Source organism: Sedimentibacter sp. (assembly GCF_038562225.1).
Lineage (GTDB): Bacteria > Bacillota > Clostridia > Tissierellales > Sedimentibacteraceae > Sedimentibacter.
The window spans coordinates 216329-241896 of record NZ_JBCFAS010000001.1; the positions used below are offsets into that span (position 1 = coordinate 216329).

Below are 25568 nucleotides of genomic sequence, written 5' to 3' on the forward strand. Positions count from 1 at the left end.
TCTTTTTATTGAAATATGTATCCTATTTTTCGTACGGTCTTAAAATGTTTGGGGTTTGACGGGTCATCCTCGACTTTTTTCCTGAGATTGCTAACGTGTACCTTTACGGTTCTCACATCATCAAAGCTTGGTTCGTTCCATATATTTTGATAAAGCTCCTCAAGAGTTATTACTCTGTCAGGGTTTGAAACCATATAGGTTAGGATTTTAAACTCTATAGGTGTAAGATTGATCTTGTTGCCGTCCTTAACAACAGTGTAATCACTGCTTTCAATGGTGAAGTCATCCAACACTATTTTATTTTTATCAGACAAATTTTTCGTTTCCATCCGAACACGCCTCATGTTGGCTTCTATGCGGGCAAGGAGCACACTGCAGCTGAACGGCTTGACTATATAATCGTCTCCGCCCATTTCAAGAGCCATCACTATCGTTTCATCATCATCGATGCAGCTGATAAATATTATGGGACACAACAAGTCCTTTCTCAGTTTGCTGCAAAGGTCTATTCCAGTTATATCCGGAAGCATGATATCTAAAAGTATGAGGTCAAAGCTGTCTTCATTGACCATCTGTAGAGCTTCCTGGGCAGTATTTGCCATGTAAATCAGGTTATCTGTGCGGGACATATACATCCTTATAATCTCGCAAATATCTATGTCATCTTCAACAAGCAATATTTTATACATAGATAATCCTCCAAAAATAATATATAATATTCTACAACAAATTCTATGAAATTAAAAGGAACATATTATGGGTAAGAAGAATAGAACCGCAGTTTTATTTGCGTTCCTGTTATTATCAATGGTGGCATTCTATGCTTCAGCTGAATACAACAAAAATGCAGGCAGGTTGTATGCTCATGAGGGCATGCTTGATATTTCAGGTATTGAATGGGGTGATAGTGATAAATATCTGCTGAGCGGTCAATGGGAATTGTATGACAGGGTGCTCATCGGACCGGAAGAACTGGAAAACTACAAACATATAATGACGTTTACGTCAGGCGGCAGAAGCAGCATTGACCCCGGCAGCCATAACAGGACATACAGATTGAGAATTTTGACAGATAAGATTGAAGATTTGGGTATTCTCATACCCGACATCAGCGCATACAGGCTGTGGATCAACAAAAGCTCAGTCATGGATTACAAGCTTGGCAATAAAAACGCAAAAATTCAGAGAATGAATACCGTGATGATTGATCAGGAGCAATACAGTGTTACGCCGGAAGGCTATGAACTAGAAATAGTCCTGGAAGTTCAGGACAGAATCAGCTACAGAGAAAGACCGATAAAGATAATGATAGGTAATTCTTCAGCTTTATCAAATACTCAAAACATCAACCTTGTCTTGAATACTCTTGCCATAGGCTGCTACATACTTGTGGCAATCTACAGCTTTTCATTGTTCAGGAAAAAAAGAAGCGAGGGATATCTGCTGTATCTTGGATTGCTGGCATTAAACAATATTCTGGCAAATTCCTTGGATTCAAACATTCTTTCAGTTATTCCCATATTCAATATAAGGGCGCAGGGATGGATAAGGCTTATTAACCTGGCAACCTTGTTTATTCCCATATTTGTGTTTATGGTGTGCAACAAGCTTTTTTACGGTTCACTGGCAGGAAAAAAGCAGAGATTATTCCTGGCTGTTACAAGTTCCCTGGCTTTCATAATAGCGCTGCTTCCTCTGGAGATTACTCTTAGCAGAGGAAATCTCAGCTTGTACCTTGTAAGAATAATTGTTCCTGTAAACTTTATTATTATAGTATCTGCTTTTCTTCAAGAAAGGTGCAGCACTCTTACCCTTGGCGGAGGTTTTTTGTTTGCAGGGGCATTTGTTTTCGAGGTACTGGTCAACACAGGTATTTTAGATGTTGGTCTGGTCAGCATTTACATCAATACATCACAATATGCATATCTTATTTTCACAATTATTGTTGTATTAACCGTTGCAAACAAGTTTGCCAAAAAATTTGATGAAGCAGAAAAGTTGGGAACAGAGCTTGAATATATGAATAAAAACCTTGAAGCAATGGTTGATGAAAAGACCTTTGAACTCAAAGATTCATATAATAAGATTATAAATCTTGAGAGCCAAAGACATAATCTTCTTTTAAATATATCTCATGATTTGAGAAGCCCGTTGTTTGTTATCAAAGGCTATATGGAGGCAATAAACGAAGGTTTGGTCAAGGATGAAGAAGCTTTGTCACGATATCTGAAGAGGATACAGTCCAAGACAGAATATTTAAGCAGACTGATTGAAGACTTGTTTCTTGTTGCAAGACTTGAGGACAACAAGGTTGAATTCAATATGGTTGACCTGGATCTGATTCCATTGATTGAGCAGGTAATCAACGATTCAGAAAAAAGGGCTTCAAGAAAAAATATAAATATTGCTTTTAAGCCCTGCGCCCATGAACTGAAGATAGAAGGCGACAAGCACAGAATTCAGCAGGTTATCGATAACATAATAGAAAACTCAATAAAGTATACAAATGAAAACGGAAATATACATGTAATAATATGGGATGAAGGTAAGAAAGTTGTAATCAATATCCATGACAATGGGATTGGCATAGCAAAGGAGGATTTGCCTCATATTTTTGACCGGTACTACAAAGCAGTGAAAAAAGGCAGTGATGAAGAATCTACAGGCCTTGGCTTGTTCATATCCAGAGAAATTATAGAAAAGCACGGAGGAAGGGTATGGGCAGAATCCAAACTTGAAGGCGGAACCGATGTATATATTGAACTGGCAAAGCTGGACCAATCGGCAGGCAAGTACTTTAACAAGTAGGACGGTAAAAAATACTGTCTTTATATAATTGAGGTTTAATCCTTAAAAACGCATAAATTAAGCATTATTGGTGAAAGTATAATACAACATCGGATTTTAATAAAACAAAATGAGAGGAGCAACAGATAGGCTGTCTGCCGTCTTACAATATATGTTTATACCCAAACGAATAATATTTGAGAAAGATGCTTTGAAATATGATGTTTCAAAAGAGATTGTCGAAAAATTCAAAGATTACAAAAATGTTGAAATAATATATATGTCTTCAAATAAACTGAAGCAGCATATACCGGGCGAAGAATATGCAGATAAATACAGGGAAGGAAAAAGAACTTTAGTTGTCGGCACTAAAAAAGGCTTTAAGTTTCAAAGCTGCAAACCATCAGCCCACTACCAGCTGCCGCTTGCATCAGGCTGCATGGGGCAATGCGAGTATTGTTACTTAAATACAATGCTAGGAGATAAGCCTTTCGTAAAAGTTTACGTAAACGTTGAAGAAATTCTTGGTCATGCCAGGAAATACATCGATGAACGATTGCCGGACACAACTGTATTTGAGGGGGCAGCTACTTCGGACCCATTGCCGGTGGAACCCTACACTCATTCCTTGGAAAAAACTATAACCTTCTTTGGCAGTGAAGAAAGCGGAAGATTCAGATTTGTCACAAAATATAATGACATAGATTCATTGCTTGGTTTAAATCACAACGGTCATACACAAATCAGGTTCAGCATCAATGCATCTTCGGTAATAGATGAATATGAACATTTTACAGCGTCCAGCCACAAAAGGATAGAGGCAAGCATAAAGGCTGCAAAAGCAGGATATTCCATAGGATACTTGATTGCTCCCGTATTTATTTATCCAAACTGGAAGGAAGATTATCACAGCTTGCTCATGGAGTTAAGGGATAAACTTCCAAGTGATTTAAAAGAGCCGGTTACATTTGAAGTTATATCACACCGCTATACTGCAACTGCCAAGAACAGGATTCTTCAATCATTTCCTGAAAGCGCACTGCCCATGAACGATGAAGAGCGAACATTCAAATTCGGACAATTCGGGTACGGAAAGTATGTATATCCGAAAGAAAGCATTGATGAAATCAAACATTTCTTTGAACAAAATATAAATAAACTTTTCAGCAACGATGAGATTAAATACATTATATAGAAATGACAAAATATGATGTCGGTTCTATTCAAAATAGCTGAAAAGTGTTGGTTTGGTGCATATGAAATATTTAAACAAACCTGCTTTGCAGCGCTATCTGATTTGCGACAAATTTGCCGGAATACAATGCACCCTGCATCCACCCAGGTTTTGTTGAAACATGTTCACCAGCGAAAAATACCCTGCCGCTATATTCAGGAAGCAGCATGTTATACAAAAAGTTTACCTTCTGACCGGGATATGCAGCTGCAAAGGCTCCCCTTGACCACTGTTCTGAGTTCCAGTGAACTGTCGCGTAGCTGTCTGCCAATGAGTTTAAATATCCGTCAGGAAGATCGTGAACCAATTCAACGTTTCGCATTACAGTTTGAAGCCGCCTGTAAATGTTCATGCCGCCAAGCCTTGTGGCATCCTGGCCTAGGTTATAGGAGGCCACAAGGACACCAGGTGAATCCGAAGTGCATTTTCCTTCACGAAGGCACCTTATATGATCAGGCGGATAAACTATTGATTCAATAGGAAGATCAGTAAAAGATATTCCTCCGTTCATATTGCCGTATGGTGCATTTTCTTCCCAGAACCGCTTTTTGCAAAGAAATGCTGTTTTATGCGCATCTATGTAGTTAAGTTCTCTTATGGCCTGCATTTTTTCTTCGCTGAAATATGGTGTCAGCTGAAATTCCCTCAATACTGAAAACGGAACCGCGCATATAACAAAATCGAAAATATCAGCATTTTCAACATTGTTTGAATCCATATACCTTATTTTTATTTTGCCATCACTAGCTTCTTTTGAGATTCCGTTTACTGCATAGCCAAATTTTATGGCCGCTGTTCCCAAAATATTGGGATCATATTCAAATTCGGGAGGTCTGATGCTGCTTAATGAATTGAAGAAAGCTAAAGGAAGATTGACCATCCCGCCCTTGATTCTGTATGTGTTGAGAAAATCTAAAGAATAACTGCCGTTCATAGTTTCATCGTGACTGACATTAATTAGAGCTGCTGTAAAGGGTTCCACTGCACTGATGAGGTTTATGGCACTTTGACTAAGCCCCAGGTATTCAAAAACCTGCCTGTTGCTCATCATTGTAATGTTCTTGTATTCTTCGGAATAATAAGGCTGAATTTTTAATATTTCTGTTCGTAGTTCGGGAGTCAGACTGTTAAGCATGGCATCGGAGGCGAAACTACTCAGTTCATTCCACGGAGTTTGTCTCTCCCATTGTGTCAGATTGTAATATGGATAAATGTTGTCTGTAATGTTTTGTCCGCTGAAATCGCGTCTTAGTCTTACATTGTTTACAAATATAAAGTTGTTGGAATTGGGAGAAGACAAAGACTCGGTGTTTAGATTGAAAAGGTTAATATAATGCCACGTGGTTTCATGTGATACGGGAATTCTCATGGCTCCCAGTTCTGCAAAAAATTCCCCGGAGTTATCAAAGTAAGAAGTGTATATTCTGCCGCCTATCCTGTTTTGTTCAGCATCAAAAACAGTAATTTCAGCGCCCAGCTTCCTCAGTTCATATGCAGCTGCAAGTCCGGCCAGCCCTGCGCCTATTATTCCAATGCTTGAACCTTTTAAAGAATTAGGACCCGCATATTGATATATATCCAATGGCGGTCTGAGCAATTCCAAAATGTTATGATAGTCCTCAGGTCTTTCGAATCGAATCAAAGAATCTCGCAGCAATTGATGTCTTTGTTCATCAGTGGGATTATAAAAAGCGTCCTGAACAGACATTAAAAATTCCCCCTAGCTTTATAATATTAAATGGACAAGAATGATTATTCGAGTAATATCAATAATTATATATATTGCAAAAAAGCAGGATTAATGACAATTATTCTAAAACCATTAATATTTCCTCATTGCAAGCATAAGATTTAATAGTTGTAGTTATAGGGAGGTTGAAATGAATAACGGCGAATACCTACAAATGATGAATACCTGTAACAATATTGAATACTGCAAAAGGATGATTGCATTGAGCAGTGATCCACGCCAAATCACATTGTATGAAAATCTCCTGATGAAAGAAATTGATCGGTATAATCAACTGTATCGCCGGATAACCGGTGCACAAAATCATGTCCGGAGCAATGAAATTGAAGTTGAACTGCCTGATCAGAAAAAATTCACTCTTGAAGAATTATCCCAATATGACGGTTCCGGCGGAAGACCTGCTTATGTCGCAGTCAACAACGTGGTATATGACGTGAGCCTGGAAGCAACCTGGGGAGGAGGAACACATTTCAGTTTATATGCAGGGAAAGATCTTACTGATTTATTTAATGCATGCCATAGAGGCATGACAGATGTATTAAGAAATTTGCCTCAGGTAGGTGTGCTTGTATGAAAAAGAAGCAAAGACGATGCCCCATACTGGACTCAAAAGATATCACAGCCCGAAAAATAATTGATTTATCCATAGAGGAAATAAGAAACACTCCTCAAAACAGAATTAACCTCATATGGCTGGAAGCAACTGGTTGTTCCGGAAACATCATTTCATTGCTAAATGCGGAAAATCCGGATGCAGCTTTTCTTTTGCAGCAGCTGGTCACGTTAAGGTACAACAACAGCCTCATGGAAGCTCAAGGTGAAGAAGCATTTTCTCAGTTTTTGGACACCCTGGATACAGAATTCATTTTGTGCGTGGAAGGAGCGGTATCTACAAAGTATGAAGGGCGCTGCAACATAATCGCCCGTCATAACGGCAATTGGGTAACGGCCATGGAAGCAGTCAGGATGGCAGGGGAAAGGGCAAAGTATGTGCTGGCCGTCGGCACCTGCGCTTCATACGGAGGAATATCCGCAGCAAGGCCTAACCCCTCTCTTTGCGAGAACGTACCACAGTTTTTAAAGAGGGAAGTCATAAGGGTACCAGGCTGCCCAAGTCATCCGGATTGGGTTGTAGGAACCATCGCCAATCTTATTGCTTTTGGAATGCCTGAATTGGATGAACAGGGCAGGCCTTTGATTTTTTATGGAATTACCATTCATGACAGGTGCACAAGGAGGTCATTTTTTGACAGAGGTATATTTGCTTCAAGGCCCGGAGACCCTGAGTGCATGTTCAAACTGGGATGCAGGGGACCTGTAACAAGAACGGACTGCCCTGTAAGGCAGTGGAACGGATATGTTAACTGGCCCATAGAAGACAACACTCCTTGCATCGGTTGTGCCGGGGAAAGATTTCCGGACGGAATGGAGCCTTTCATAAGATTTTAATGATGATTGGAGGAATCATGGGAAATATTATCACCATCAATCCCATTACGCGAGTCAGTGGATTTTTAGAAATACAGGTCGAGGTTGAAAGCAATGTAATCATAAATGCTAAAAGCAGCGGCATGCTGTTCAGAGGCTTTGAAAAAATGCTGCGGGGAAGGCCTCCCCTTGATGCCATTTATTTTACGGAAAGAATATGCGGCATCTGTTCTACTGCTCATTCCATTGCTTCTGCCATGGCACTTGAGGATGTGCTTGGAGTTGAAATTAACCATAACGACAAGATGCTTAGAGACTTTCTGCACGGGTGCGAATTCATTCAGAACCATCTGAGGCATTTTTATCAGTACACAATGCCGGATTTTGTACGGGGAGCAAAATTTGAACCAGTGCAATTTGCTGTCCACAATGATTACAGATTGCCTGACCAGTTAGATAAGGATATTTCAGACAGTTACTTTGATTCGCTGAAATACAGCAGATTAGCCCACGAAATGTTAGCTGTGACAGGAGGAAAGGCACCTCACAACCATGGAGTGTTCGTGGGAGGTGTCACAGTCGACATGGATTCGGCAAAACTTATAAAGCTTAAATCTATATTGTCTTCAATAAAGGATTTTGTAAAAAACAGACTGAAACCTGATGTTTTAACCATTGCAGAATATTATCCCGATTACTTTCAAAATGGCATAGGATATAAAAATTTGATGACCTATGGACTTTTTAACAGCTATGGAGATAAAAGCCTGGTGTTTGTGGAACCACAGATTATGATAAACGGAGAACATCTTGAATTCAACCCCGACAACATAACTGAAAACATCCACAGCGCCTGGTACGTCTCACGAGTTGAAGAACAAAAACCCATGGGGCAAACAGTCGAAGAAGATGTACAAAAGCCTGATGCTTACAGCTGGATCAAGGCACCCAGATACAACGGCTATCCCATGGAAAGCGGGCCTCTGGCTAGGATGTGGCTAAGCGGAAGCTATAGCAGGGGCATCTCCACCATGGACCGAACGATTGCAAGAGTCCTTGAGGTGGAGAAAATCATTGGAATTATGGAAGAAATGCTGGAGAGAGTAAGCTTTGACACTGCTCCTTTAAACGGGTACGGGTTTGCTTCCCAAGCCTTCGGCAAAGGACTGACGGATACAACCAGAGGTGCTTTAGGTCATTGGATCAACGTTCAAAATCAAACGATTCAAAATTATGACATAATTACACCAAGCTCTTGGAATCTTTCGCCGGAGGATTCCACAGGTCAAAAGGGAGTAATAGAATATGCCCTGATGGGAACAACCATTGCTGATTTAAGAAACCCGGTAGAAATCGGAAGAATCGTAAGGTCCTATGATCCATGCGTTTCCTGTGCCACCCATGTTCTGAGCGATAGTTTTTCGCCGGTAGAAATAAGGGTTGTATAAATGGCTGTGAAATGTATTGCCATGGGAAACAGGATAATGGGAGATGATGGAATAGGAGTAAGGGCAGCAGAAGAGCTATCATCAACAATGTCAGAGGAAGGGATCATATTCATATTCGGTGAGACAGATGCAGATTATTCCTTAAGAATGATAGAAGACGGAGACTTTCTCTTTATAATAGATGCAGCTTATACTGGTGCTGAACCTGGAACCGTAACATTTAATTCAATCAGAGATTTCAATTTAAAGAAGCCGCAATTTTTTTCACAGCATCAGCCGAGTTTGATTGACCTTCTTAAAATCTACGAAAAAAAAACAGATGGCTTTATTATCGGAATCGAGGCTGAGAAAATTGAATTTGGCCTGGAACTGAGCAGCAAATTAAAGAACAGATTTCCACACATATGCGAAGAGGTGCTTGATTTCATATGCCTTGAAATTAAAAAATTAAATGATAAATAATAAAAAGGAGTAAAAAAATGCACGACACATATTTGTTGAACAAGATTTCAAAGTCACTTAAGGACATCTGTCTTGAAAGCAAGATTGAAAAGATCAATCAGTTTACATTGGCGGTAAATCACAACAGCCACATTAATGAAGAAAATCTAAGGGAACATTTAAAGAACAACAATGCAGAATTAATCGGAAGTGCACTTAAAATATATATTGTCAGGGAAGATATTGAGGACCATACAGCAATTATTCACAGTATACAGGGTGAGCTCTTGAATCATGAATAGTGATGAAATAAGATATCAGGTGATGATTTACGGGGTTGTTCAGGGTGTGGGCTTTAGGCCTTTCATTTACAACCAGGCCGAAGAATACAATATTAAGGGATGGGTAAGCAATCAGGGCAGTGCCGTTGTAATGGATATCGAAGGAAAAAGAAAAAACATAAAGGAATTTTTGCTTCAAGCAGTCAAAAATCCTCCTTCTCTGGCCAGGGTGGAAAAAGTAACAGCAAACCGGGAAACTATTATAGGATATGAAAATTTTAAAATAATACAAAGTTTAAGAAATGCATGGGGTCCTAGGTTCATAGGTTCAGATGTTGCTGTATGCCCCGATTGTCTTAAGGAAATTTCAGACCCTCAGAACCGAAGGTTTGGTTATGCTTTCACAAACTGCACAAATTGCGGACCCCGTTACTCTTTGGCCATAGAATTGCCCTATGACAGGGAAAATACAACAATGGACTTTTTCGGCATGTGTACTGAGTGCCTGAAAGAATACAACGATCCATCCAACAGAAGATTTCATGCTCAAACAAATTGCTGCCCTGCCTGCGGTCCGGTTTTAATCCTATTAAACAAAGCAGGTGAAGAAATTATGTGCAGCAATCCGGCAAAAAAGGCAGCTGAATTTTTAAAGGATGGAAAAATAATTGCAGTGAAGGGAATCGGAGGATTTCACCTGGTCTGTGATGCCTTCAGCAAGGATGCAGTCACTCTTTTAAGAAAAAGAAAAAACAGATTACATAAGCCCTTTGCCGTGATGGTAAGAGATATGGACACGGCAAAGAAACTCTGCTTCATGAATGAAAAGGAGGAAAAGGCACTATCAGGCAGCAGGAAGCCCATTGTTCTTCTGGACAAAAAGCAGAGTGATTTACGACTGCCGGATCAAATTGCTCCCGGACTTAAAAAATTGGGTATAATGCTGCCCTATACACCTCTTCATCATCTTCTGTTTCAGGATGGTCTCACATGCCTTGTGATGACCAGTGGAAATTTAAGCAGTGCTCCAATTCAGTATGAAAACAAAAAGGCTGTAGAGAATCTAAAAATAGCAGCAGATTATTTTATGTTACACAACAGAGACATAAATGTTCCGGTGGAAGATTCAGTTGTAAAGATTACAGGCAATGAGGAACATGTTGTGAGAAGTGCCAGGGGATATACCCCTTTTATATTTCCCATGAAATCTAATCTCAATGTGCTGGCATTGGGAGCAGAAGAAAAAAGCACATTTTGTTTTCTTAAAAACAATTATCTTTACATGAGCCAGTACATAGGGGACTTGAAGAATTATGATACATACGTAAACTATGACAAGGCCATAAAAAATCTTAAGAGTTTGCTTGAATTCGAACCGGAGGCTGTAGCCCATGACCTGCATTCCTCATATGAATCGTCTCAGTATGCAAAAACACTTGGATTAAGACCGATAAAGGTCCAACATCATCATGCCCACATGGTCAGCTGCATGGTTGAACACAATCTTTACAATCCAGTCATAGGCGTGATTTTTGACGGCACAGGTCTCGGTGCGGACAACAACATGTGGGGAGGCGAATTTCTTGTTGGAAACAGGGAAAGCTTCATTCGGGCAGGACACTTTTGTTATGCAACAATCCAGGGGGGTGACAGGGCTGTCGGGGAACCCTGGAGGATTGCTGTCAGCTATCTTCATGCCATGAATCATGATTTTACCCCTATGGAATCTGTCATAGGGAACGGAAGAATTGACATGGTAAAACAGGCAATTGAAAACCGCCTGAACTGTTATGAGACATCAAGTGTAGGAAGGCTTTTCGACTGCGCAGCATCGCTTCTGGATGTGCGTCAATGCATAACCTACGACGGGCAGGCAGCAATAGAACTCGAAAATATTATTGATCCTTCTGTACAGGAGGAATATCCATGCAGCATTGAAGAATTAAACGGAATTTACAAAATTGATTCTAAGAGCATTTTAATGAGCGTCATAAAAGACATACAAAGAAAAACACCTTCATCAGTCATATCTGCCAGATTTCACAATACAATAGTTTGTTCATCATCAGACGTGGTCACTAAAATAAGCAAAGACTGTGGCCTGAAAACAGTTGTTTTAAGCGGAGGTGTCTTTGAAAACTCTCATTTGCTCTTAAACTTGGCTGATAGGTTAAAGAGACGCGGCTTTACGGTTTATAGCAATCATAAGATTCCAACCAACGACAGCGGAATTTGTGCAGGACAAGCGGCTATAGCAGATGCACAGGAAAGGAAGTGATGAAATGTGCATAGCGGTTCCGGGGGAGATTAAAGAAATAATGTGGACAAAGGCAAGGGTTGACATAATGGGGGTAGAAACAACTGTTAACATACAATTGATTGAAAATCCGAAAAATGGCGAATATGTGCTGATTCACGCAGGCTGTGCCATTGAAAAAATCCATAAGGAATATTTTGATGACCTGACAGATATATTTAGTCAAAGATTCGGAGGCATGTATGAATAAAAGTGCGGTCAGCAGTCTAATTGATGAAATAAACTCCATGACTGTGGAAGAAATAAAAATAATGGAAGTTTGCGGCACTCATACGCAAATGATATCAAGAATGGGGCTTAGAACACTGCTTTCGCCGAATATCAGGCTCTTGTCAGGACCCGGCTGTCCCGTATGCGTTTCGGAGGAAAATTTTATAGACAATGCAGTGTATTTAACAGACAATGACAATGTGACCATTGCTACATTCGGAGATATGATGAGGGTAAGGGGAACCGGAAGCAGCCTTCTTGAAGAAAAAAGCAAAGGAAAGGATGTCAGGATACTCTACTCACCTCTGGAATTAATTGACATGGCAGAAAAGAACAAGGATAAAAATTTTGTTTTTTTGGGAGTTGGATTTGAAACTACTGCTCCTGTCATAGCGTTGGCAATTAAAAATGCAGCTGAAAGAAACATTGAGAACCTGTTCTTTCTCACATCACTAAAGCTGATGCCGCCCATACTTCATTACATAGGAAGACAAACTGACAATAAAATCAGAGGTGTGATTTGCCCAGGCCATGTGGCTTCAGTTACAGGCTCTGACTACTTCCGGTTTATTACGGATGAATATGGAATTTCTGCTGCTGTCTGCGGTTTTGAAGCGTGGGACATCTTAACCGGCATACGATACTTAGTGAAGCAGGCGGTGCAGGGAGGAATAAAGGAATTTAAAAATCTTTATCCAAGAAGTGTAAAAAATGAAGGAAATAGGACAGCCGTCAGCCTTATGAACCATGTCTTTGAGGTTGGTGACGGAGTGTGGAGAGGCATAGGAGAAATTAAAAATTCTTCTCTTCAGATAAATGAAAAGTATAAGAATTTTGATGCTATGAATGTTTTTAAACTGAAAAACAAGTTTTCTGACGCAAGTACTGGCTGCCGATGCAGGGATATTCTGCTTGGAAACAAAACTCCGTTTGAATGCGGTTTTTTTGGAAATCAATGCAGCCCGGCTAATCCCCATGGTCCATGCATGGTGTCCAGGGAAGGTTCATGCAGCATCGCATTCAGATATAGGGAGGGAATATGATGAAAAATACGGTGACGCTTTTGCACGGAGACGGCGGAAGCTATACAGATTCACTGATAAAAGAAGTGTTTTACAGAAATTTTGACAACGAACTGCTTATAAGCTCTATGGATGCTGCTGTTTTTAAAGCAGATAAATGTAATCTTGCTTTCACCACGGATTCTTTTGTAGTCAAACCCCTGGTGTTTAGGGGAGGAGACATCGGTAAGCTGGCAGTCTGCGGAACAGTAAATGACTTAGCTGCTGCAGGAGCCAAGCCGCTGTATTTAAGCTGTGCGGTAATAATAGAGGAAGGTTTCGACATTGATCTACTGACTCATATAGCTCAGTCCATGGGAGATGTCTGCAAAAAAACAGGGGTAAGCATAATTACAGGAGACACAAAGGTGGTTGAGAAGGGGTCTGCTGACGGATTATATATTAACACCTCCGGAATAGGAGAGGTGCAGCAGGGATACAGACCTAAACAAACTGCTGAAGAGGATCGGATAATCATAACAGGAGGTATAGCGGAACACGGGACAACCATAGCTGTTGAGCGGTACGGAATTCATTTTGACGGAAAGTTTCAAAGCGACTGCATGCCTTTAAACGGAATTGTTGACAAACTGAAAAAGCATTTTGAAAGCATTAAAATAATGAAGGATCCCACAAGAGGAGGATTGGCCACAGCACTTAATGAATTAGCAGAATTCGCGAAGATGGGAATCGTCATAGATGAGGAAGCAGTTCCTATAAAACAGGAAATTAAGTCTGTCAACGAGTTGTTGGGGATGGATCCTCTTTACCTGGCATGCGAAGGAAGAATGATTGTTGTAGTTGAAGAAAAAAAATGCATGGAGGTGCTTGAAGACATACGAAGAATAGAAGGCTGTGAAAATGCAGCAGTCATAGGAAGTTTTTCAGGCAGTGTCATGAAGAACATGGTGTTGATGAAGACATTCATAGGAGGAAAAAGAATCATCGGACCCTTGGAAGGTACCATGCTTCCGAGAATCTGTTAAATTATAAAATATATTGAATAGCCGGAATAGTAAATGAAAAAAGCCAGTCTACATTTTACAAACAACTTAGATGGTACTTGCTTTTTTGACGTGCAACTGAAATCTTGTCGAATATTATTATAATATGCATAATAACATAAAATGTTGATATAAATACATTGTTTACTGAAAGGACAAGCAGTGCTATCATTATTATATATTAATAGAAGGGTGGGGTAACATGATAAAAAGGAGATTTTTATCTAAATTAATTGCGGGGGTTACATTAATTTCTCTAATGGCACCGCTTGTGGCCATGGGAGCGGAAGCAAGTCCGTATCAAAACTGGAATGCAGAGAGATATGGAGACCATGTAGACATTGATGCTAAGCTTGACAAAATTTCAAAGGACGATTCATTTACAGCTAATGCTGAGAATCGTATTAAGGAACAGGCTAAAAAACTTAAATTCAACGATTCAGCCCCTAAAGGCACAGAAGATTTGAAAAATACAAAAAAGGTCTCGGGAAGAGGATCTAAAACTAATGAAGGTGAAGCTGCGTCAACTTCAGATTCTTCTGTCAGCACCAATTTCACATATGACGGCGGAACAAAATTATTTTTAAACTACGAATTGGACTTTAAGGAATTTACTCTTCGAAGCGTCGGTGAAAATGTGGAAGTGTGGGTAGCAGATGACTTGTCTTTTCCGGATTCACGGCCTGCTCATGTTGTAACCCAGGAACAGGCAGACATGCTTCGCGATGAGTTTGACCAAAACATATATCCGATAGATACAGAGTTTTTCGGTATGCCGGATGCTCTGGATGGCTCAAATTCTCCATTGATAGACTGGGGGTATTTCCCTGAGGGCTACTATGAAGGAAGCGATAAAATAATAATACTGGTTGACAACATAAAAGATGAACAATATTATGACCAGTCATATCCTTTCTTTGTTGCAGGCTTTTTCTGGCAGACGCTGGAAAACTATATCGACAGAAATATAATTACAATCGATACCAAGGATTGGGGAACGAGGCTTGAATCAACATTCTTCCCTACAACAATACATGAACTGCAGCACCTGATTCATGCAGACAATGACGGTGCAGAGGAATCATGGATAAACGAAGGGATGTCAACATTCTCTGAGTATCTTGGGGGATATGGACATGATTCGGGTTCTGTTAACTTTTACCTGGATCATCCGGAGAATTCACTGGTGAAATGGGATGACCATTATTCTGCAGCAACTGGTCCCGAAACAATTGCAGATTACGGCCAGGTTTATCTGTTCACTTTGTACATGAATGATAAATTGGGACGTGATTTCATTCATGATCTGGCTGTTAATACAAAACATGGCATCGAAAGCATAAATGAAGTGTTGCGTAATCACGGTTCAAGCTTAAGTTTCACCGAACTGTACCAGAATTTCATTGCAGCACTTGTTATGGACAGCGACAGGGCAGGTGACGGCAAATATAATTTCGACAGCATAAACCTTCGTGATATGGAGGTAGATAAAAATGGAACCAGACGTGGAATGACTGTAGACTTTGAAAAAGCCATGGAGTATGAAAAAGAAGGGGTTCCTGCATGGGGAGGAGATTTCAAGGAACTATCTTTCCAGGATAAAATAAGGACTATCAGTTTTGACGGCGTAGATTTTCTTCCGGTGCCATGGCTGTCTGTAACTGACCCGTTGAATTCTACCAATAAGGTGTTGTGGGGCAATGAGGGAGATGAGGCCGATTATGCTTTATTATTTGAAGCAGATCTTACTGCGGTAGATTCGGCCACACTTCGTTTTGATAACTATGTTCAGATAGAGGAGCAGTGGGATTTCGGAGTTGTGCAGGTTTCAACAGACGGAGGCAATACATGGACAAGTCTTTCAAATGAAAATACCAGAAATGACATTGTGGATGAAGGTTATCCGAGGATTAAGGAAAATCTTCCTGGATTTACCGGGTATTATGAAGGCTGGCAAAATGAAACCTTTAACCTGACACCGTATGCCGGTCAAAAAGTGTTGATATCCTTTAGGTACCTGACAGACTGGGGAACATACGAGGCTGGATGGTACATCGATAACATTGAGATACCTGAAACAGGATTTTCCAACGACGGAAGCTCAACAGATAATTTCTTTTCGATGAACCAGTTGTTGGGTAAATATGTGGACTATACAGTCACATTCATAAATGAAAGAGAGATAGCTGTTAAAAAAGGCACACTGACAAATTACAAAGTGGTTACTGTAGAACCGTTTAATGTATCATCAGAGGATGCACTATCGTTGAGGCAGCTGTTCCAGGAAGGAAAGAACTACATGATTACAACATATGCGGCTCCTGCAGACGACAAAAATCCGGTGGATTTCACCTATGAAGTTTTTTTAAAAGAATCTAATCCAAAGGAATAAAACCATAAATATTTTCAAAACTCCTGATAATAGCAATCAGGAGTTTTAATTTGCAGTTGGTTAAAAATTTATCTTTATTAAATAGTAATTAATGGTATAATCAACAATGTAAGGAATAATTATTAAATTGATTGATTTGTTGGGATACGGAGGATTACATTGGGTATTATCGTCAAATTCATTTTAAGGAGCATTTTTGAGAAAAAATTCAGGGCTTTCATCATTGTGTTTTCCATTGCAATTTCATCGGCTCTTTTTTTTGCCTGTATAGGCTTATCCGGTACCATGAGCAGCATGTATGAAACGCAAATCAGAATGCAGACAGGCAAGGCCGATCTGGTAATTCAGGCTGACAGGGATTCGCCATCCAGCACTTTTAAAATAAGGACTGATTCTGCAGAGGGTGTATCCTTTACAGCAGGCGAAGTTTTAACTGCAGGCACTTACAGACTGTCCGAAGATGATGCATTAAAAAATAAGACGGAATCAGAAACTCTTATTATACGTGGCTTTAAGGAAGATGAACTGCAGAAGCTGAATCCTGTTAACTTCAGTCAAAAGGCTGTCGGAAAACCTTTTGAAGGAAACTGCATAGTCTTGAGTCAGGTTTTTGCAGACAAGTATGGATTTAAAGTGGGGGACCGAATAGACGTTGAAATAAACGGAAGGGTTAAAATATTGACAGTATGGGGCATTTCAAGACCAACAGGACTTTTTCAGCACAATCCTCAGTCTGATTCGATGACTTCATTAATGCCAATGGAAACTCTGGCTTCCTTTCTAAACATTAAAGGAAGGGTACTAAGAGCCTATGTGGTTCTGCAAGACGATGCTGATATTCAGTCTGTCAAGGATACGCTTGCTAAAATGTATCCAAGATATTCCGTCAGTGAATTGTTTTCTGCTGATGAACTGAATCAATACATGCAGTTTATCGTAGTACCGCTATTTTTAATGACATCCATGGTTCTTTTTATAAGTATTTTCATTATATATTCCACTTTCAAGGTCATAACAGCCGAGAGGCTTCCGGTCATCGGCACTTTTCGAAGCATCGGAGCCACTAAAAAAATGACTGACACGGTGCTGATAGGCGAAAGTCTTACCTACGGCTTGCTGGGCGGCATTTTTGGAGATGTCATGGGAATAGGAATACTGTATCTCATAGCAAAAATTATGGCAGCCGATCCCTACAGCGGCAAAATGAATGTATCAATGGAATTCGGCTTAAGACACCTGCTTGCAGCTTTTCTTGTTGCACTTGTTGTTGCCCTGGTAAGCTCGTGGCTGCCCATAAGCAAGACTTCTAGAATTCCCATCAAGGACCTGGTTCTTAATAATTTCCATATGGAAACCAAAAACAAAAAGTGGAAGAAATATGCCGGTATATCAATGCTGATCATCTCAGTGCTGCTGCCTAAGGTTGCTCCTGAATCTTTGGCTCTTGCTGTGAATTCTCTCAGCCTTCTTTCTGCTATTGCAGCTGTCATTATGTGTGTGCCGTTCATTACCGTCTATTTTCTGAAGGTATTTGAAAGAATATACGGTTACACTTTCGGCAATGAGGGGATTCTCGCGGTGAAAAACTTAAGCGGCAATAAAAACATATTAAATAACATTTCACTTCTTGCCATAGGCATTTCATCTATTCTCATGATCAATACAATCAGCAGCAGCGTAGGGATAGAGGTTCTTAATGCGTACAGGGACTGGAATTTTGACATAATGGTAAGCATTAACGCAGCTGACAGAAATGCAGAGCAGATTCTTAGAAGCACAGAGGGCATTTCCTCCACGTACGGAGCCTTTGAAACGTGGGATGGAGTTAAGGTTGCAGACAGCGACTATACCATCAGATATCTTCAGGGAATAGACATTGACAAGTACAGGGATTTTGTGTTTTTTCATCTGGAAGGCAGCAAGGATTATGACAGAGTGTTCAGGGAGCTTGATGAATCCAGAAGCATTATGGTAGCTAATATGGCAAGGGAACGTCTGGGCCTTAAGGAAGGCGACAAGCTTACTCTGGAGACTAAAAGCGGCAACAAGGACTACAGGGTGATCGGATTTTATAATTCAATCATGGGCAACGGAAGCAACGCAGTAATTTCTCAAAAATTCTACAAGGTGGATATGGAAGAACCATACTATGGAAGTTTTTTCGTCAAGACTTCAAAAAACCCGGATGAAGTTCTTTCTGCAATCAAGGATAAGTTTATGAGACGCGGGGTATGGGGAGACACCATTGACAGCATGGAAAGAAAAAACTATGAGTCAAACAATCAGTTTATGATAATACTTCAGGCTTTTTCCGTCTTAGCCATGCTTATTGGAATTTTTGGAGTATTCAACAACTACATGATCAGCTTCCTTGACAGGAAGCGCTCGCTGGCCATGATGCGTTCCGTAGGCCTGAGCAAAAGGCAGACAATCAAAATGATCTTGATTGAAGCCATGACAGGAGGATGCATAGGAGGTATAGTGGGAATAATCAGCGGAACCCTGATGCTGTGTGCGGTTCCCGACTTGATGCAATCTATTGATGTTCCCCTGAAGATACATTATTCTCTGAGTTTTTTTGTAAGCGCACTGGTTGGAGGAGTAATAATTGCAGTGCTGGCGTCAGTCAGTCCTGCTCTGAAGACATCAAGGCTTAATGTAATTGAAGCTATCAAGTATGAGTGATGGAGGTATTATGGAAAAAATTATTGAAGCAACTGATTTGAATAAAACATTTATGCTGGGTGCTGTAGCCGTAGAGGTTCTAAAAGACATAAGCCTGTCAATTGGCAAAGGAGAATTCATTACCATAATGGGGCCTTCAGGGTCAGGCAAAAGTACGCTTTTGTACTTGCTGGGAGGTCTGGATAAACCAACCTCCGGAAAAATTCTTATAAAAGGACAGGACATTTCAGTTTTGTCGGATGAGGAAGAAAGTGTTATGAGAAGAAGGGAAGTCGGCTTTGTATTTCAATTTTACAATTTGATTCCCAACCTGACGGTAGAGGACAATATAATGCTTCCGATACTTCTTGACGGGAAGAAAATAAACAAATACAGCAGTAAGCTTGAAGAAATTCTTGATATAGTGGAGTTGTCAGATCGGAAAAATCATACTCCCAGGGAACTGTCCGGAGGTCAGCAACAGCGTGTTGCAATAGCCAGGGCACTCATCAATGAACCTGATATAATACTGGCAGACGAACCTACGGGTAACCTAGACAGCAAAACGTCGGAGGAAGTAATGAGACTTTTTCAAAGAATCAATCAGGAAAAAGGGAAGACGATTTTGCAGGTAAGTCACTCACTGGAAACAGCGAAGTATGGAAACCGAATAATAAATGTAAAGGATGGAAGGGTGTGGTAGTTATGATTTTAAGGAAGATTGTTTCGATTACAGCTATTATATGCTTAGTTTTCATGGCTGGGTGCAGCAGGGAAAAGGAAGCAGCAGCTGCTGAAGAAATTGATTTATCCCAGGAGTCAAAAGAAATTGAAGCCTTCGGCATAATAAAGGCTGAAGAAACAAAGGATGTTGTCATAGATTTCACGTCCATGATTTCAGATGTATTGGTGAAGGAAGGTCAGCATGTGGGACTCCATGAACCTTTGCTGACCCTAGATCTGTCAAATTATCATACACAGGTTCAGAACTCAAGAATAGAACTTAACATAGCATACCTTGAGAAACAGCGTGCGGTTAACAGCCTTTTGGGACTGTCCTATGAGGATAACGAGTCAGGAATAAACAAGCTTAAGAATGATTTGGATTATTCGAGAAATATGCTCGAACAGGCTGTTAAAGAGTTCGATGCCATGGAAAAGCTGTTTAATGAGGGTGCGGTGTCTGAAGATACTTACAGACAGTGCAAAATAAATTTGGAAAAAGCAAAAAACAATGTTGAAAACTTTGAGTATGAACTTAAGGCTGCTTTAGAAACAAATGAAAGAGAAGCAAAACAATATCAGGCAAACAAAGAAGCTGAACAGAATCAGGTAGATATTCAGACAGAACGAATAAAACAGATTGAGCAAAGTATGGCCGATTTGGAAAACAAGCTGAAAAAGCCATATATTCTTGAAGATCAGATCGTTTCCGAGTTTGAGAATGCAGCGGTTTACGATATAAAATATGCTGTCGGAAACATTACTGATGCTAAGCAGAAAGCTTTTTCCATTGTCAACCTTGACAGTCTGATTGTTGAGGCAAATATATCCGAAGAGTTTGTTAAGGACTTAAAGATCGGAGAATCTGTCAGGATAGTTCCGGTTGCCGATAGGGCCAGAGAGTATGAGGGAAATGTGACATATATTTCTCAGATGGCATTTTCCAGCAACGGTGAAACTATGGTTCCGGTGAAAATATCAATTGTAAACATGGATTCATTTTTAAGACCAAACTACAATGTTGATGTGTATATTGATGTCCAATAGGAAAATTCATTTTATTTTCCTCATGAGGTTAAGTAAACTCATGGGGATTTTTATTTTGAAATAATGCTGCAATTAAAATTCCATCAATAATTCATAAGGTTATGCAAAATTTACTATTAATTTCTTCTGTTGAAATATGCATATCTTTGTAACACCATTTTAAAGCTTGTATATTTGAGAAACTATTTTACTTGTTGAGTTTTTAACATTTGTCGAAAACATAATAAAATGAAAACGTTAATATATTTCATAAAATGCAATAAAAAAGAATAAAAAGATATGTACAAACGTTTTCTAATGTGGTACAATTTTAACATAGGAATGTTTTTGATTAGATGTTAAATATTTGATTTAGGGAGGGACAGATATGAAAAAAATATTAAGTATCGTATTATTAGTAGCATTAATTATTTCAACTATGACATTCCCGGCAGCAGCTGATGTTGACGCCACATCATCTGCTACAGATGCGACATCTTCAGCCACAAAAGAAGCAGCGGCACCGGCAGTAACAACTACATATGCTCCAGCTGCAACAAAAGTTGACACTACAAACTTACCGGAAGGCAGCGTTTACACTGTTGCCAGCGGAGATGTTTTCTGGAAAATCGCTCAGAAATTCAGTTTAACCATAGAACAGCTGGCTAAGTTGAATCCACAGGTAAAAGATATCAACATGATTTATGTGGGAGACAAACTGATTGTTAAATCAAGTACTGCTCCTGCTTCTCCAGCTGCTGCCCCTGTAGCAACATCAGTTTTGTCTACTAAACTTTATCATGGATTCGGAAATTCAGTTAACTACAGGGTAAGAGGCGAACAAAAGGACAATCTGAATGTAACCACAGCAAGCGTTATCTTTGATCAGAACGGCAAGATCGTGGATTTAACTTGGGATGTGCTTGAAATAAAGTATTCAATGTTCCCAGGCTGGGTAGATCCAAATGCTGATCAGGCAACTAAGGATGCATTTGTAGCATCAATCAATGACGTTTGGGAAACTAAGAGAGAAGAAGGCTACGCATATGACATGACTCACCTGATTTCAAAAGGCGCCGCCGACAACTTAACCAAGAAAGAATGGTTTGAACAGCTTGACTTCTTTGAGGCATTCTTTATAGGCATGACTGTTGATGAAGTAGAAGCTTGGTTCGCAAAATATACAGATGCTAATGGAAGACCGTACAAAATGGCTTATCCTGATAAACTAACTGACGCTGACAAAGCTGTTACTTCAACTTTCACAGAAGAAGAAGTTGCCATGTTGGTTGATGTAACAACTACAGCTACAATGTCGCTGCAGGATCCGCACTCCCACTTCATAACAGCTTTGAGAGAAGCATATGAAGCAAGAGAAGAAATAAAATAGCAAAATTTGTATAAAACATTCCTAGGGGAGTTTGTCTGAATCCGTGTTAGATTTCAGACAAACTCTTTGTTTAAAGTCAAAACTTTTTTCATTTTGAAGTTTCTATTTTAGAATTACTGGGTATGTTATACTGAAAAATATAAACAAGGAGCTAAATATGGCAAATGTGATAATTGATTTAAATGCAAGGGAATATATTTTAAAAAACGGCAGCACTGTGACAATTGAAAAAATCAAAGGCGGAAACTGCTGAGCGTCTGCGGCTTTGCCGAAAGTACGGTTAGGTGAACCGGAAACAAAAAGCGGGTTTGATTTTTATGAATCTGATTCTGTTAAGGTTTATGTATCAAAAAATCTTAAGCCTAAGGGAGAAGATATACATATAAGGTTGAGCAGTCTGTTTGGAATTTTTAAGAACCTGGATGTTTATGGGTTTGAAATAATTTAGGGTTAGAATATAGCAATGCTCTTTCTGGGTGGCGGAGTCATTGCTTTTTTTGCTAATTAAGTTGGCAGGGCACTGGTAACCGAACCTTGATATTTTATGTTGAAAAATATCGAAAAAAAGGATACAATATTTACATCAGTTCCAAAATATTTCTAATGAAGAGGCAGCCATGGATAACAAAAAAGTGCTTAACTCAATCAAAAGCTATGACAGAATAATCATCATGTTTGTTTTTTCGCTTGTTTTGTTTGCAGCAGCTGCTTACTTCAATTCTTTTTTTGAAAAAATAATGTCTATCGCCACATATCTCACCTGGCACAGCCTGTTTGAATTTGCAAGTATATTGGCGGCACTTTCCATATTCCTGGTCACATACTACGTTTATGACGAATCCGGAAGTCTTCGTATGATAGTTCTCGGATGCACGTTCATGGCCATGGGCTTCCTGGATACATTTCACACACTGAGCTACAAGGGAATGGCTGATTTCTTCGTTTCAAACGACAGTGCAAACAGGGCCACAACATTTTGGGTTTTATCCAGATTCATAGGAAGCATCGGTTTTCTTGAGGCAGTTACTATTCACATGGATGTTAAGTGCAGACTAAAAAAATGGATTTTCATTTTTCCGACCATTTTATTGTCTGTCGGACTGCTTATAATTGTCACCTATTATCCTGACTTTTTCCCTGCCATGTACGTGGAAGGTCTGGGGCTCACAAGAGAAAAAATATTCATGGAATATCTTATTGTTTTCATTATGGGCGTCACGTTCGTTAAAAACGCATGGGACTACAAAAAAGAAAAGTCTCAGCAGGAATATCTGTTGATGATTGCTCTCATGATTTCAATATTCAGCGAATTTGCATTCATAAGCTATGGCAGCGTATATGATGCCTTCAACTATCTGGGACATATTTACAAGATAATAGCCTACTTTATTTTATTTAAGGTAATTTATGCTGAAAATGTAAGTATTCCGTACAAGGAAATGAAGAAAACAAAAAATGAACTTAAAGAATATTCTGAGAATCTGAATTATCTGGTAAAACAACGAACCAGGGAACTTGAGGAAATTAATGACATACTTCTGATGGATCTGGAATATGCAAGGGAAATGCAGCGTTCGCTGTTACCTTCTCAAATGCCGCGGGACATGAACGTTTCATTCAATGCAGCATATTTTCCGGCAGAGAGATTAAGCGGAGATTTTTACAATGTTGAGAAGCTTGATGAGAGCAACATTGCCATATACGTGGGAGATGTATCAGGGCATGGGGTATCAGCTGCTATGCTTACCGTATTTGCAAACCAGAATATTGTTGCTGCAGCCGACGATGCCAAAATAATTGAGGCAGAATCTCCCGGATATGTTCTCAAAAAAATGTTCAAGGCCTTCAATAACACTAATTTCAAAGTTGAAGCTTACCTTGTAATGCTTTACGGCATATTCAACACAAACAGCAGATGCTTCACATATGCGTCAGGCGGCATCAATGTTCCTCCTATTGTCATAAAGAAAAACGGCCGTGTTTTTGAACTTGAAGCCAGCGGTTTTCCAATTTGCAAACTCGGAGACTGGTACACTCCCTTTTTTGAGGACAAAAAAGTTCAGCTTGAAACTGGTGACAAGGTAATGTTTTATACTGACGGACTTGTTGAGGCAAGAAATCAGGAAGGAGAAATATACGGGCAGCAGAACCTGATAGAATTCCTGAGACTTAATTGCAGTATGCCAGGAAAAGAACTTGAAGCTGCAGTAGTGGACAACCTGTTCATGCATACGGGGCAGCAAAGGAAGCTAATGGATGATGCAACAATCCTGATCATGGATGTACAATAAAAAAGCAGAAGATTTCTTCTGCTTTTTTGTTTGGATTAATATGCGTATACCATTACTCCCGATCTGAAAGCCACCTGCTTTGACAAAATCCATTGATTTGTGGTTGAATTGTCGTAGTAAAACATTGCACCGCTTGTGGGGTCAGCCCCATTCAGAGCTTCTTTGGCAGCCTGTATGGCTTGTTCATTTGCAGGATTGTTTATCCAGCCGTTTAAAACCGGTGTGAACTGATAGTAACCGTTAATGTTTTGATATACAACTTCCTTGACCGTATTTGGCCAAAGGTCGCTTTCTACCCTGTTCATTACCACTGCTCCCACAGCAACCTGCGCTTCATATGGCTGACCCTGGGCTTCGGCCATTATCAGCCTTGAAAGCACGTCCAAATCCTCTGCGGAATAGGATGAAGAAGGAGCAGTTGTCTGCACAGGCTGGGGTTGGGGAAATGTTGGAACCGGTGCGGCAGATTGTGTTTCAGGAGCTTTTGCAACGGCCGCGGCAGGCTCTGCCGCAATGGCTGTGTCAATGGGTTTTACCTTAGGAATGTTCAGAACCTGTCCGATGTCTATGTAGTTTGTGTAGATGTTGTTAGCCTTTCTAAGATCAGACAGCGATATATTGAACTTTTTGGAAATAAGATACAAGGTATCACCTTTTACTACTGTATAGGTTTTGCTTGGAACGTAAAGCTCTTGTCCTATATTAAGGTTGTAGGTCCTAAGGTTGTTGTAGTCCATAAGGTTTCCTACTGTTGTGTCGAAAAGACGGCTTATCTTGTAAAGCGAATCCCCGCTTACGGTTGTGTAGGTTGCTGCATATGCATCACCGGTTACACCCAAAGATATGCCAAGAGTGAGACTTGTGGTCAACAAAATTGACTTGATGGTTTTCTTATTCATTTCATCCTCCTTAGCCTTCCAGGTTAGTTGACGGATTAGGGTTGAGGTACCCCGCCCATAAGGCTTCACCCCGATAAATAATCCCCGGTACTCTTTTGAGAGATTCGGCTGTTAAAATTGTAATGTAAATGTAATAAGTAATCAATGGTAAGTACTTGTACGTCTGGCTATTAAAAGCCGGACTGAAACATATTGAAAATTATTCAAGCATTTAACTTTAGC

Annotated in this window: 20 protein-coding genes and 1 riboswitch; of the genes, 17 read left to right on the forward strand and 3 right to left on the reverse strand. The window is 39.9% G+C overall.

Going from position 1 to position 25568, the window contains the following annotated elements; genetic code table 11:
- Positions 1–5: 5 nt before the first annotated feature.
- A complete protein-coding gene (locus tag AAGU76_RS01030) occupies positions 6–689 on the reverse strand; it encodes a response regulator transcription factor (protein ID WP_342483576.1) in 684 nt (227 codons plus the stop codon).
- A gap of 67 nt (positions 690–756) precedes the next feature.
- On the opposite strand from AAGU76_RS01030, the gene AAGU76_RS01035 reads away from it, so the two are divergent.
- Positions 757–2808, forward strand: a complete 2052-nt coding sequence (locus tag AAGU76_RS01035) for a HAMP domain-containing sensor histidine kinase (RefSeq protein ID WP_342483577.1) — start codon at positions 757–759, stop codon at positions 2806–2808.
- A gap of 151 nt (positions 2809–2959) precedes the next feature.
- Positions 2960–3982 (forward strand): spore photoproduct lyase, encoded by a 1023-nt coding sequence (gene splB / locus AAGU76_RS01040; RefSeq protein WP_342484665.1) that lies wholly within the window; start codon positions 2960–2962, stop codon positions 3980–3982.
- Between the two features lie 70 nt (positions 3983–4052).
- On the opposite strand, the gene AAGU76_RS01045 is transcribed toward splB, so the two are convergent.
- Positions 4053–5729 carry an FAD-dependent oxidoreductase gene (locus AAGU76_RS01045; RefSeq protein ID WP_342483578.1) on the reverse strand — a complete coding sequence of 559 codons (1677 nt, stop codon included), beginning with the start codon at positions 5727–5729 and terminating at the stop codon, positions 4053–4055.
- 172 nt (positions 5730–5901) lie between these two features.
- Here AAGU76_RS01045 and AAGU76_RS01050 point away from each other — a divergent pair, with 172 nt between their 5' ends.
- The 15 genes from AAGU76_RS01050 to AAGU76_RS01120 all read left to right on the forward strand — a co-directional run bounded on the left by AAGU76_RS01050 (position 5902) and on the right by AAGU76_RS01120 (position 24447).
- Positions 5902–6345 (forward strand): cytochrome b5 domain-containing protein, encoded by a 444-nt coding sequence (locus AAGU76_RS01050; RefSeq protein WP_342483579.1) that lies wholly within the window; start codon positions 5902–5904, stop codon positions 6343–6345.
- Positions 6342–7220 (forward strand): hydrogenase small subunit, encoded by an 879-nt coding sequence (locus AAGU76_RS01055; RefSeq protein WP_342483580.1) that lies wholly within the window; start codon positions 6342–6344, stop codon positions 7218–7220. The genes AAGU76_RS01050 and AAGU76_RS01055 overlap by 4 nt, the downstream gene beginning before the upstream one ends.
- 17 nt (positions 7221–7237) lie before the next feature.
- On the forward strand, positions 7238–8647 hold the full coding sequence (locus tag AAGU76_RS01060) for a nickel-dependent hydrogenase large subunit (RefSeq protein ID WP_342483581.1): 1410 nt from the start codon (positions 7238–7240) through the stop codon (positions 8645–8647).
- Positions 8648–9109 (forward strand): hydrogenase maturation protease, encoded by a 462-nt coding sequence (locus tag AAGU76_RS01065; protein WP_342483582.1) that lies wholly within the window; start codon positions 8648–8650, stop codon positions 9107–9109.
- A 17-nt stretch (positions 9110–9126) separates the two neighbouring features.
- Positions 9127–9390 (forward strand): hypothetical protein, encoded by a 264-nt coding sequence (locus AAGU76_RS01070; RefSeq protein WP_342483583.1) that lies wholly within the window; start codon positions 9127–9129, stop codon positions 9388–9390.
- Positions 9383–11647 carry a carbamoyltransferase HypF gene (gene hypF, locus AAGU76_RS01075; RefSeq protein WP_342483584.1) on the forward strand — a complete coding sequence of 755 codons (2265 nt, stop codon included), beginning with the start codon at positions 9383–9385 and terminating at the stop codon, positions 11645–11647. Before AAGU76_RS01070 ends, hypF begins: the two co-directional genes overlap by 8 nt.
- A gap of 4 nt (positions 11648–11651) precedes the next feature.
- A complete protein-coding gene (locus AAGU76_RS01080; RefSeq protein ID WP_342483585.1) occupies positions 11652–11876 on the forward strand; it encodes a HypC/HybG/HupF family hydrogenase formation chaperone in 225 nt (74 codons plus the stop codon).
- A complete protein-coding gene (gene hypD, locus AAGU76_RS01085; RefSeq protein WP_342483586.1) occupies positions 11869–12939 on the forward strand; it encodes a hydrogenase formation protein HypD in 1071 nt (356 codons plus the stop codon). Before AAGU76_RS01080 ends, hypD begins: the two co-directional genes overlap by 8 nt.
- Positions 12939–13943: a hydrogenase expression/formation protein HypE gene (gene hypE, locus AAGU76_RS01090; protein ID WP_342484666.1), complete on the forward strand. Its 1005-nt coding sequence runs from the start codon at positions 12939–12941 to the stop codon at positions 13941–13943. Before hypD ends, hypE begins: the two co-directional genes overlap by 1 nt.
- Before the next feature lie 220 nt (positions 13944–14163).
- The gene (locus AAGU76_RS01095) at positions 14164–16353 is read left to right on the forward strand and encodes a choice-of-anchor J domain-containing protein (RefSeq protein WP_342483587.1); all 2190 of its coding nucleotides are present in this window, start codon (positions 14164–14166) and stop codon (positions 16351–16353) included.
- Positions 16354–16512: 159 nt separating this feature from the next.
- A complete protein-coding gene (locus AAGU76_RS01100; RefSeq protein ID WP_342483588.1) occupies positions 16513–19038 on the forward strand; it encodes an FtsX-like permease family protein in 2526 nt (841 codons plus the stop codon).
- A gap of 10 nt (positions 19039–19048) precedes the next feature.
- A complete protein-coding gene (locus tag AAGU76_RS01105; protein WP_342483589.1) occupies positions 19049–19720 on the forward strand; it encodes an ABC transporter ATP-binding protein in 672 nt (223 codons plus the stop codon).
- 2 nt (positions 19721–19722) lie between these two features.
- The gene (locus AAGU76_RS01110) at positions 19723–20787 is read left to right on the forward strand and encodes an efflux RND transporter periplasmic adaptor subunit (RefSeq protein WP_342484667.1); all 1065 of its coding nucleotides are present in this window, start codon (positions 19723–19725) and stop codon (positions 20785–20787) included.
- Positions 20788–21154: 367 nt separating this feature from the next.
- Positions 21155–22156, forward strand: a complete 1002-nt coding sequence (locus AAGU76_RS01115; RefSeq protein ID WP_342483590.1) for a LysM peptidoglycan-binding domain-containing protein — start codon at positions 21155–21157, stop codon at positions 22154–22156.
- A 617-nt stretch (positions 22157–22773) separates the two neighbouring features.
- On the forward strand, positions 22774–24447 hold the full coding sequence (locus AAGU76_RS01120) for an MASE3 domain-containing protein (RefSeq protein ID WP_342483591.1): 1674 nt from the start codon (positions 22774–22776) through the stop codon (positions 24445–24447).
- Between the two features lie 35 nt (positions 24448–24482).
- Here the strand turns inward: AAGU76_RS01120 and AAGU76_RS01125 are convergent, their stop codons facing one another.
- Positions 24483–25346, reverse strand: a complete 864-nt coding sequence (locus AAGU76_RS01125; RefSeq protein ID WP_342483592.1) for a LysM peptidoglycan-binding domain-containing protein — start codon at positions 25344–25346, stop codon at positions 24483–24485.
- Positions 25344–25466, reverse strand: a riboswitch (cyclic di-AMP (ydaO/yuaA leader). (Overlaps the previous gene by 3 nt.)
- Positions 25467–25568: the final 102 nt, after the last annotated feature.

What these genes read in the sequence shown, in the direction of transcription:
- AAGU76_RS01060 (WP_342483581.1), top strand. Translation starts at nt 7,238, where the DNA reads ATGGGAAATATTATCACCATCAATCCCATTACGCGAGTCAGTGGATTT.
- AAGU76_RS01045 (WP_342483578.1), bottom strand. Translation starts at nt 5,729, where the DNA reads ATGTCTGTTCAGGACGCTTTTTATAATCCCACTGATGAACAAAGACAT.
- AAGU76_RS01120 (WP_342483591.1), top strand. Translation starts at nt 22,774, where the DNA reads ATGGATAACAAAAAAGTGCTTAACTCAATCAAAAGCTATGACAGAATA.
- AAGU76_RS01095 (WP_342483587.1), top strand. Translation starts at nt 14,164, where the DNA reads ATGATAAAAAGGAGATTTTTATCTAAATTAATTGCGGGGGTTACATTA.
- AAGU76_RS01030 (WP_342483576.1), bottom strand. Translation starts at nt 689, where the DNA reads ATGTATAAAATATTGCTTGTTGAAGATGACATAGATATTTGCGAGATT.
- AAGU76_RS01110 (WP_342484667.1), top strand. Translation starts at nt 19,723, where the DNA reads ATGATTTTAAGGAAGATTGTTTCGATTACAGCTATTATATGCTTAGTT.
- hypD (WP_342483586.1), top strand. Translation starts at nt 11,869, where the DNA reads ATGAATAAAAGTGCGGTCAGCAGTCTAATTGATGAAATAAACTCCATG.
- AAGU76_RS01080 (WP_342483585.1), top strand. Translation starts at nt 11,652, where the DNA reads ATGTGCATAGCGGTTCCGGGGGAGATTAAAGAAATAATGTGGACAAAG.
- hypF (WP_342483584.1), top strand. Translation starts at nt 9,383, where the DNA reads ATGAATAGTGATGAAATAAGATATCAGGTGATGATTTACGGGGTTGTT.
- hypE (WP_342484666.1), top strand. Translation starts at nt 12,939, where the DNA reads ATGAAAAATACGGTGACGCTTTTGCACGGAGACGGCGGAAGCTATACA.
- splB (WP_342484665.1), top strand. Translation starts at nt 2,960, where the DNA reads ATGTTTATACCCAAACGAATAATATTTGAGAAAGATGCTTTGAAATAT.
- AAGU76_RS01055 (WP_342483580.1), top strand. Translation starts at nt 6,342, where the DNA reads ATGAAAAAGAAGCAAAGACGATGCCCCATACTGGACTCAAAAGATATC.
- AAGU76_RS01065 (WP_342483582.1), top strand. Translation starts at nt 8,648, where the DNA reads ATGGCTGTGAAATGTATTGCCATGGGAAACAGGATAATGGGAGATGAT.
- AAGU76_RS01035 (WP_342483577.1), top strand. Translation starts at nt 757, where the DNA reads ATGGGTAAGAAGAATAGAACCGCAGTTTTATTTGCGTTCCTGTTATTA.
- AAGU76_RS01105 (WP_342483589.1), top strand. Translation starts at nt 19,049, where the DNA reads ATGGAAAAAATTATTGAAGCAACTGATTTGAATAAAACATTTATGCTG.
- AAGU76_RS01070 (WP_342483583.1), top strand. Translation starts at nt 9,127, where the DNA reads ATGCACGACACATATTTGTTGAACAAGATTTCAAAGTCACTTAAGGAC.
- AAGU76_RS01125 (WP_342483592.1), bottom strand. Translation starts at nt 25,346, where the DNA reads ATGAATAAGAAAACCATCAAGTCAATTTTGTTGACCACAAGTCTCACT.
- AAGU76_RS01050 (WP_342483579.1), top strand. Translation starts at nt 5,902, where the DNA reads ATGAATAACGGCGAATACCTACAAATGATGAATACCTGTAACAATATT.
- AAGU76_RS01115 (WP_342483590.1), top strand. Translation starts at nt 21,155, where the DNA reads ATGAAAAAAATATTAAGTATCGTATTATTAGTAGCATTAATTATTTCA.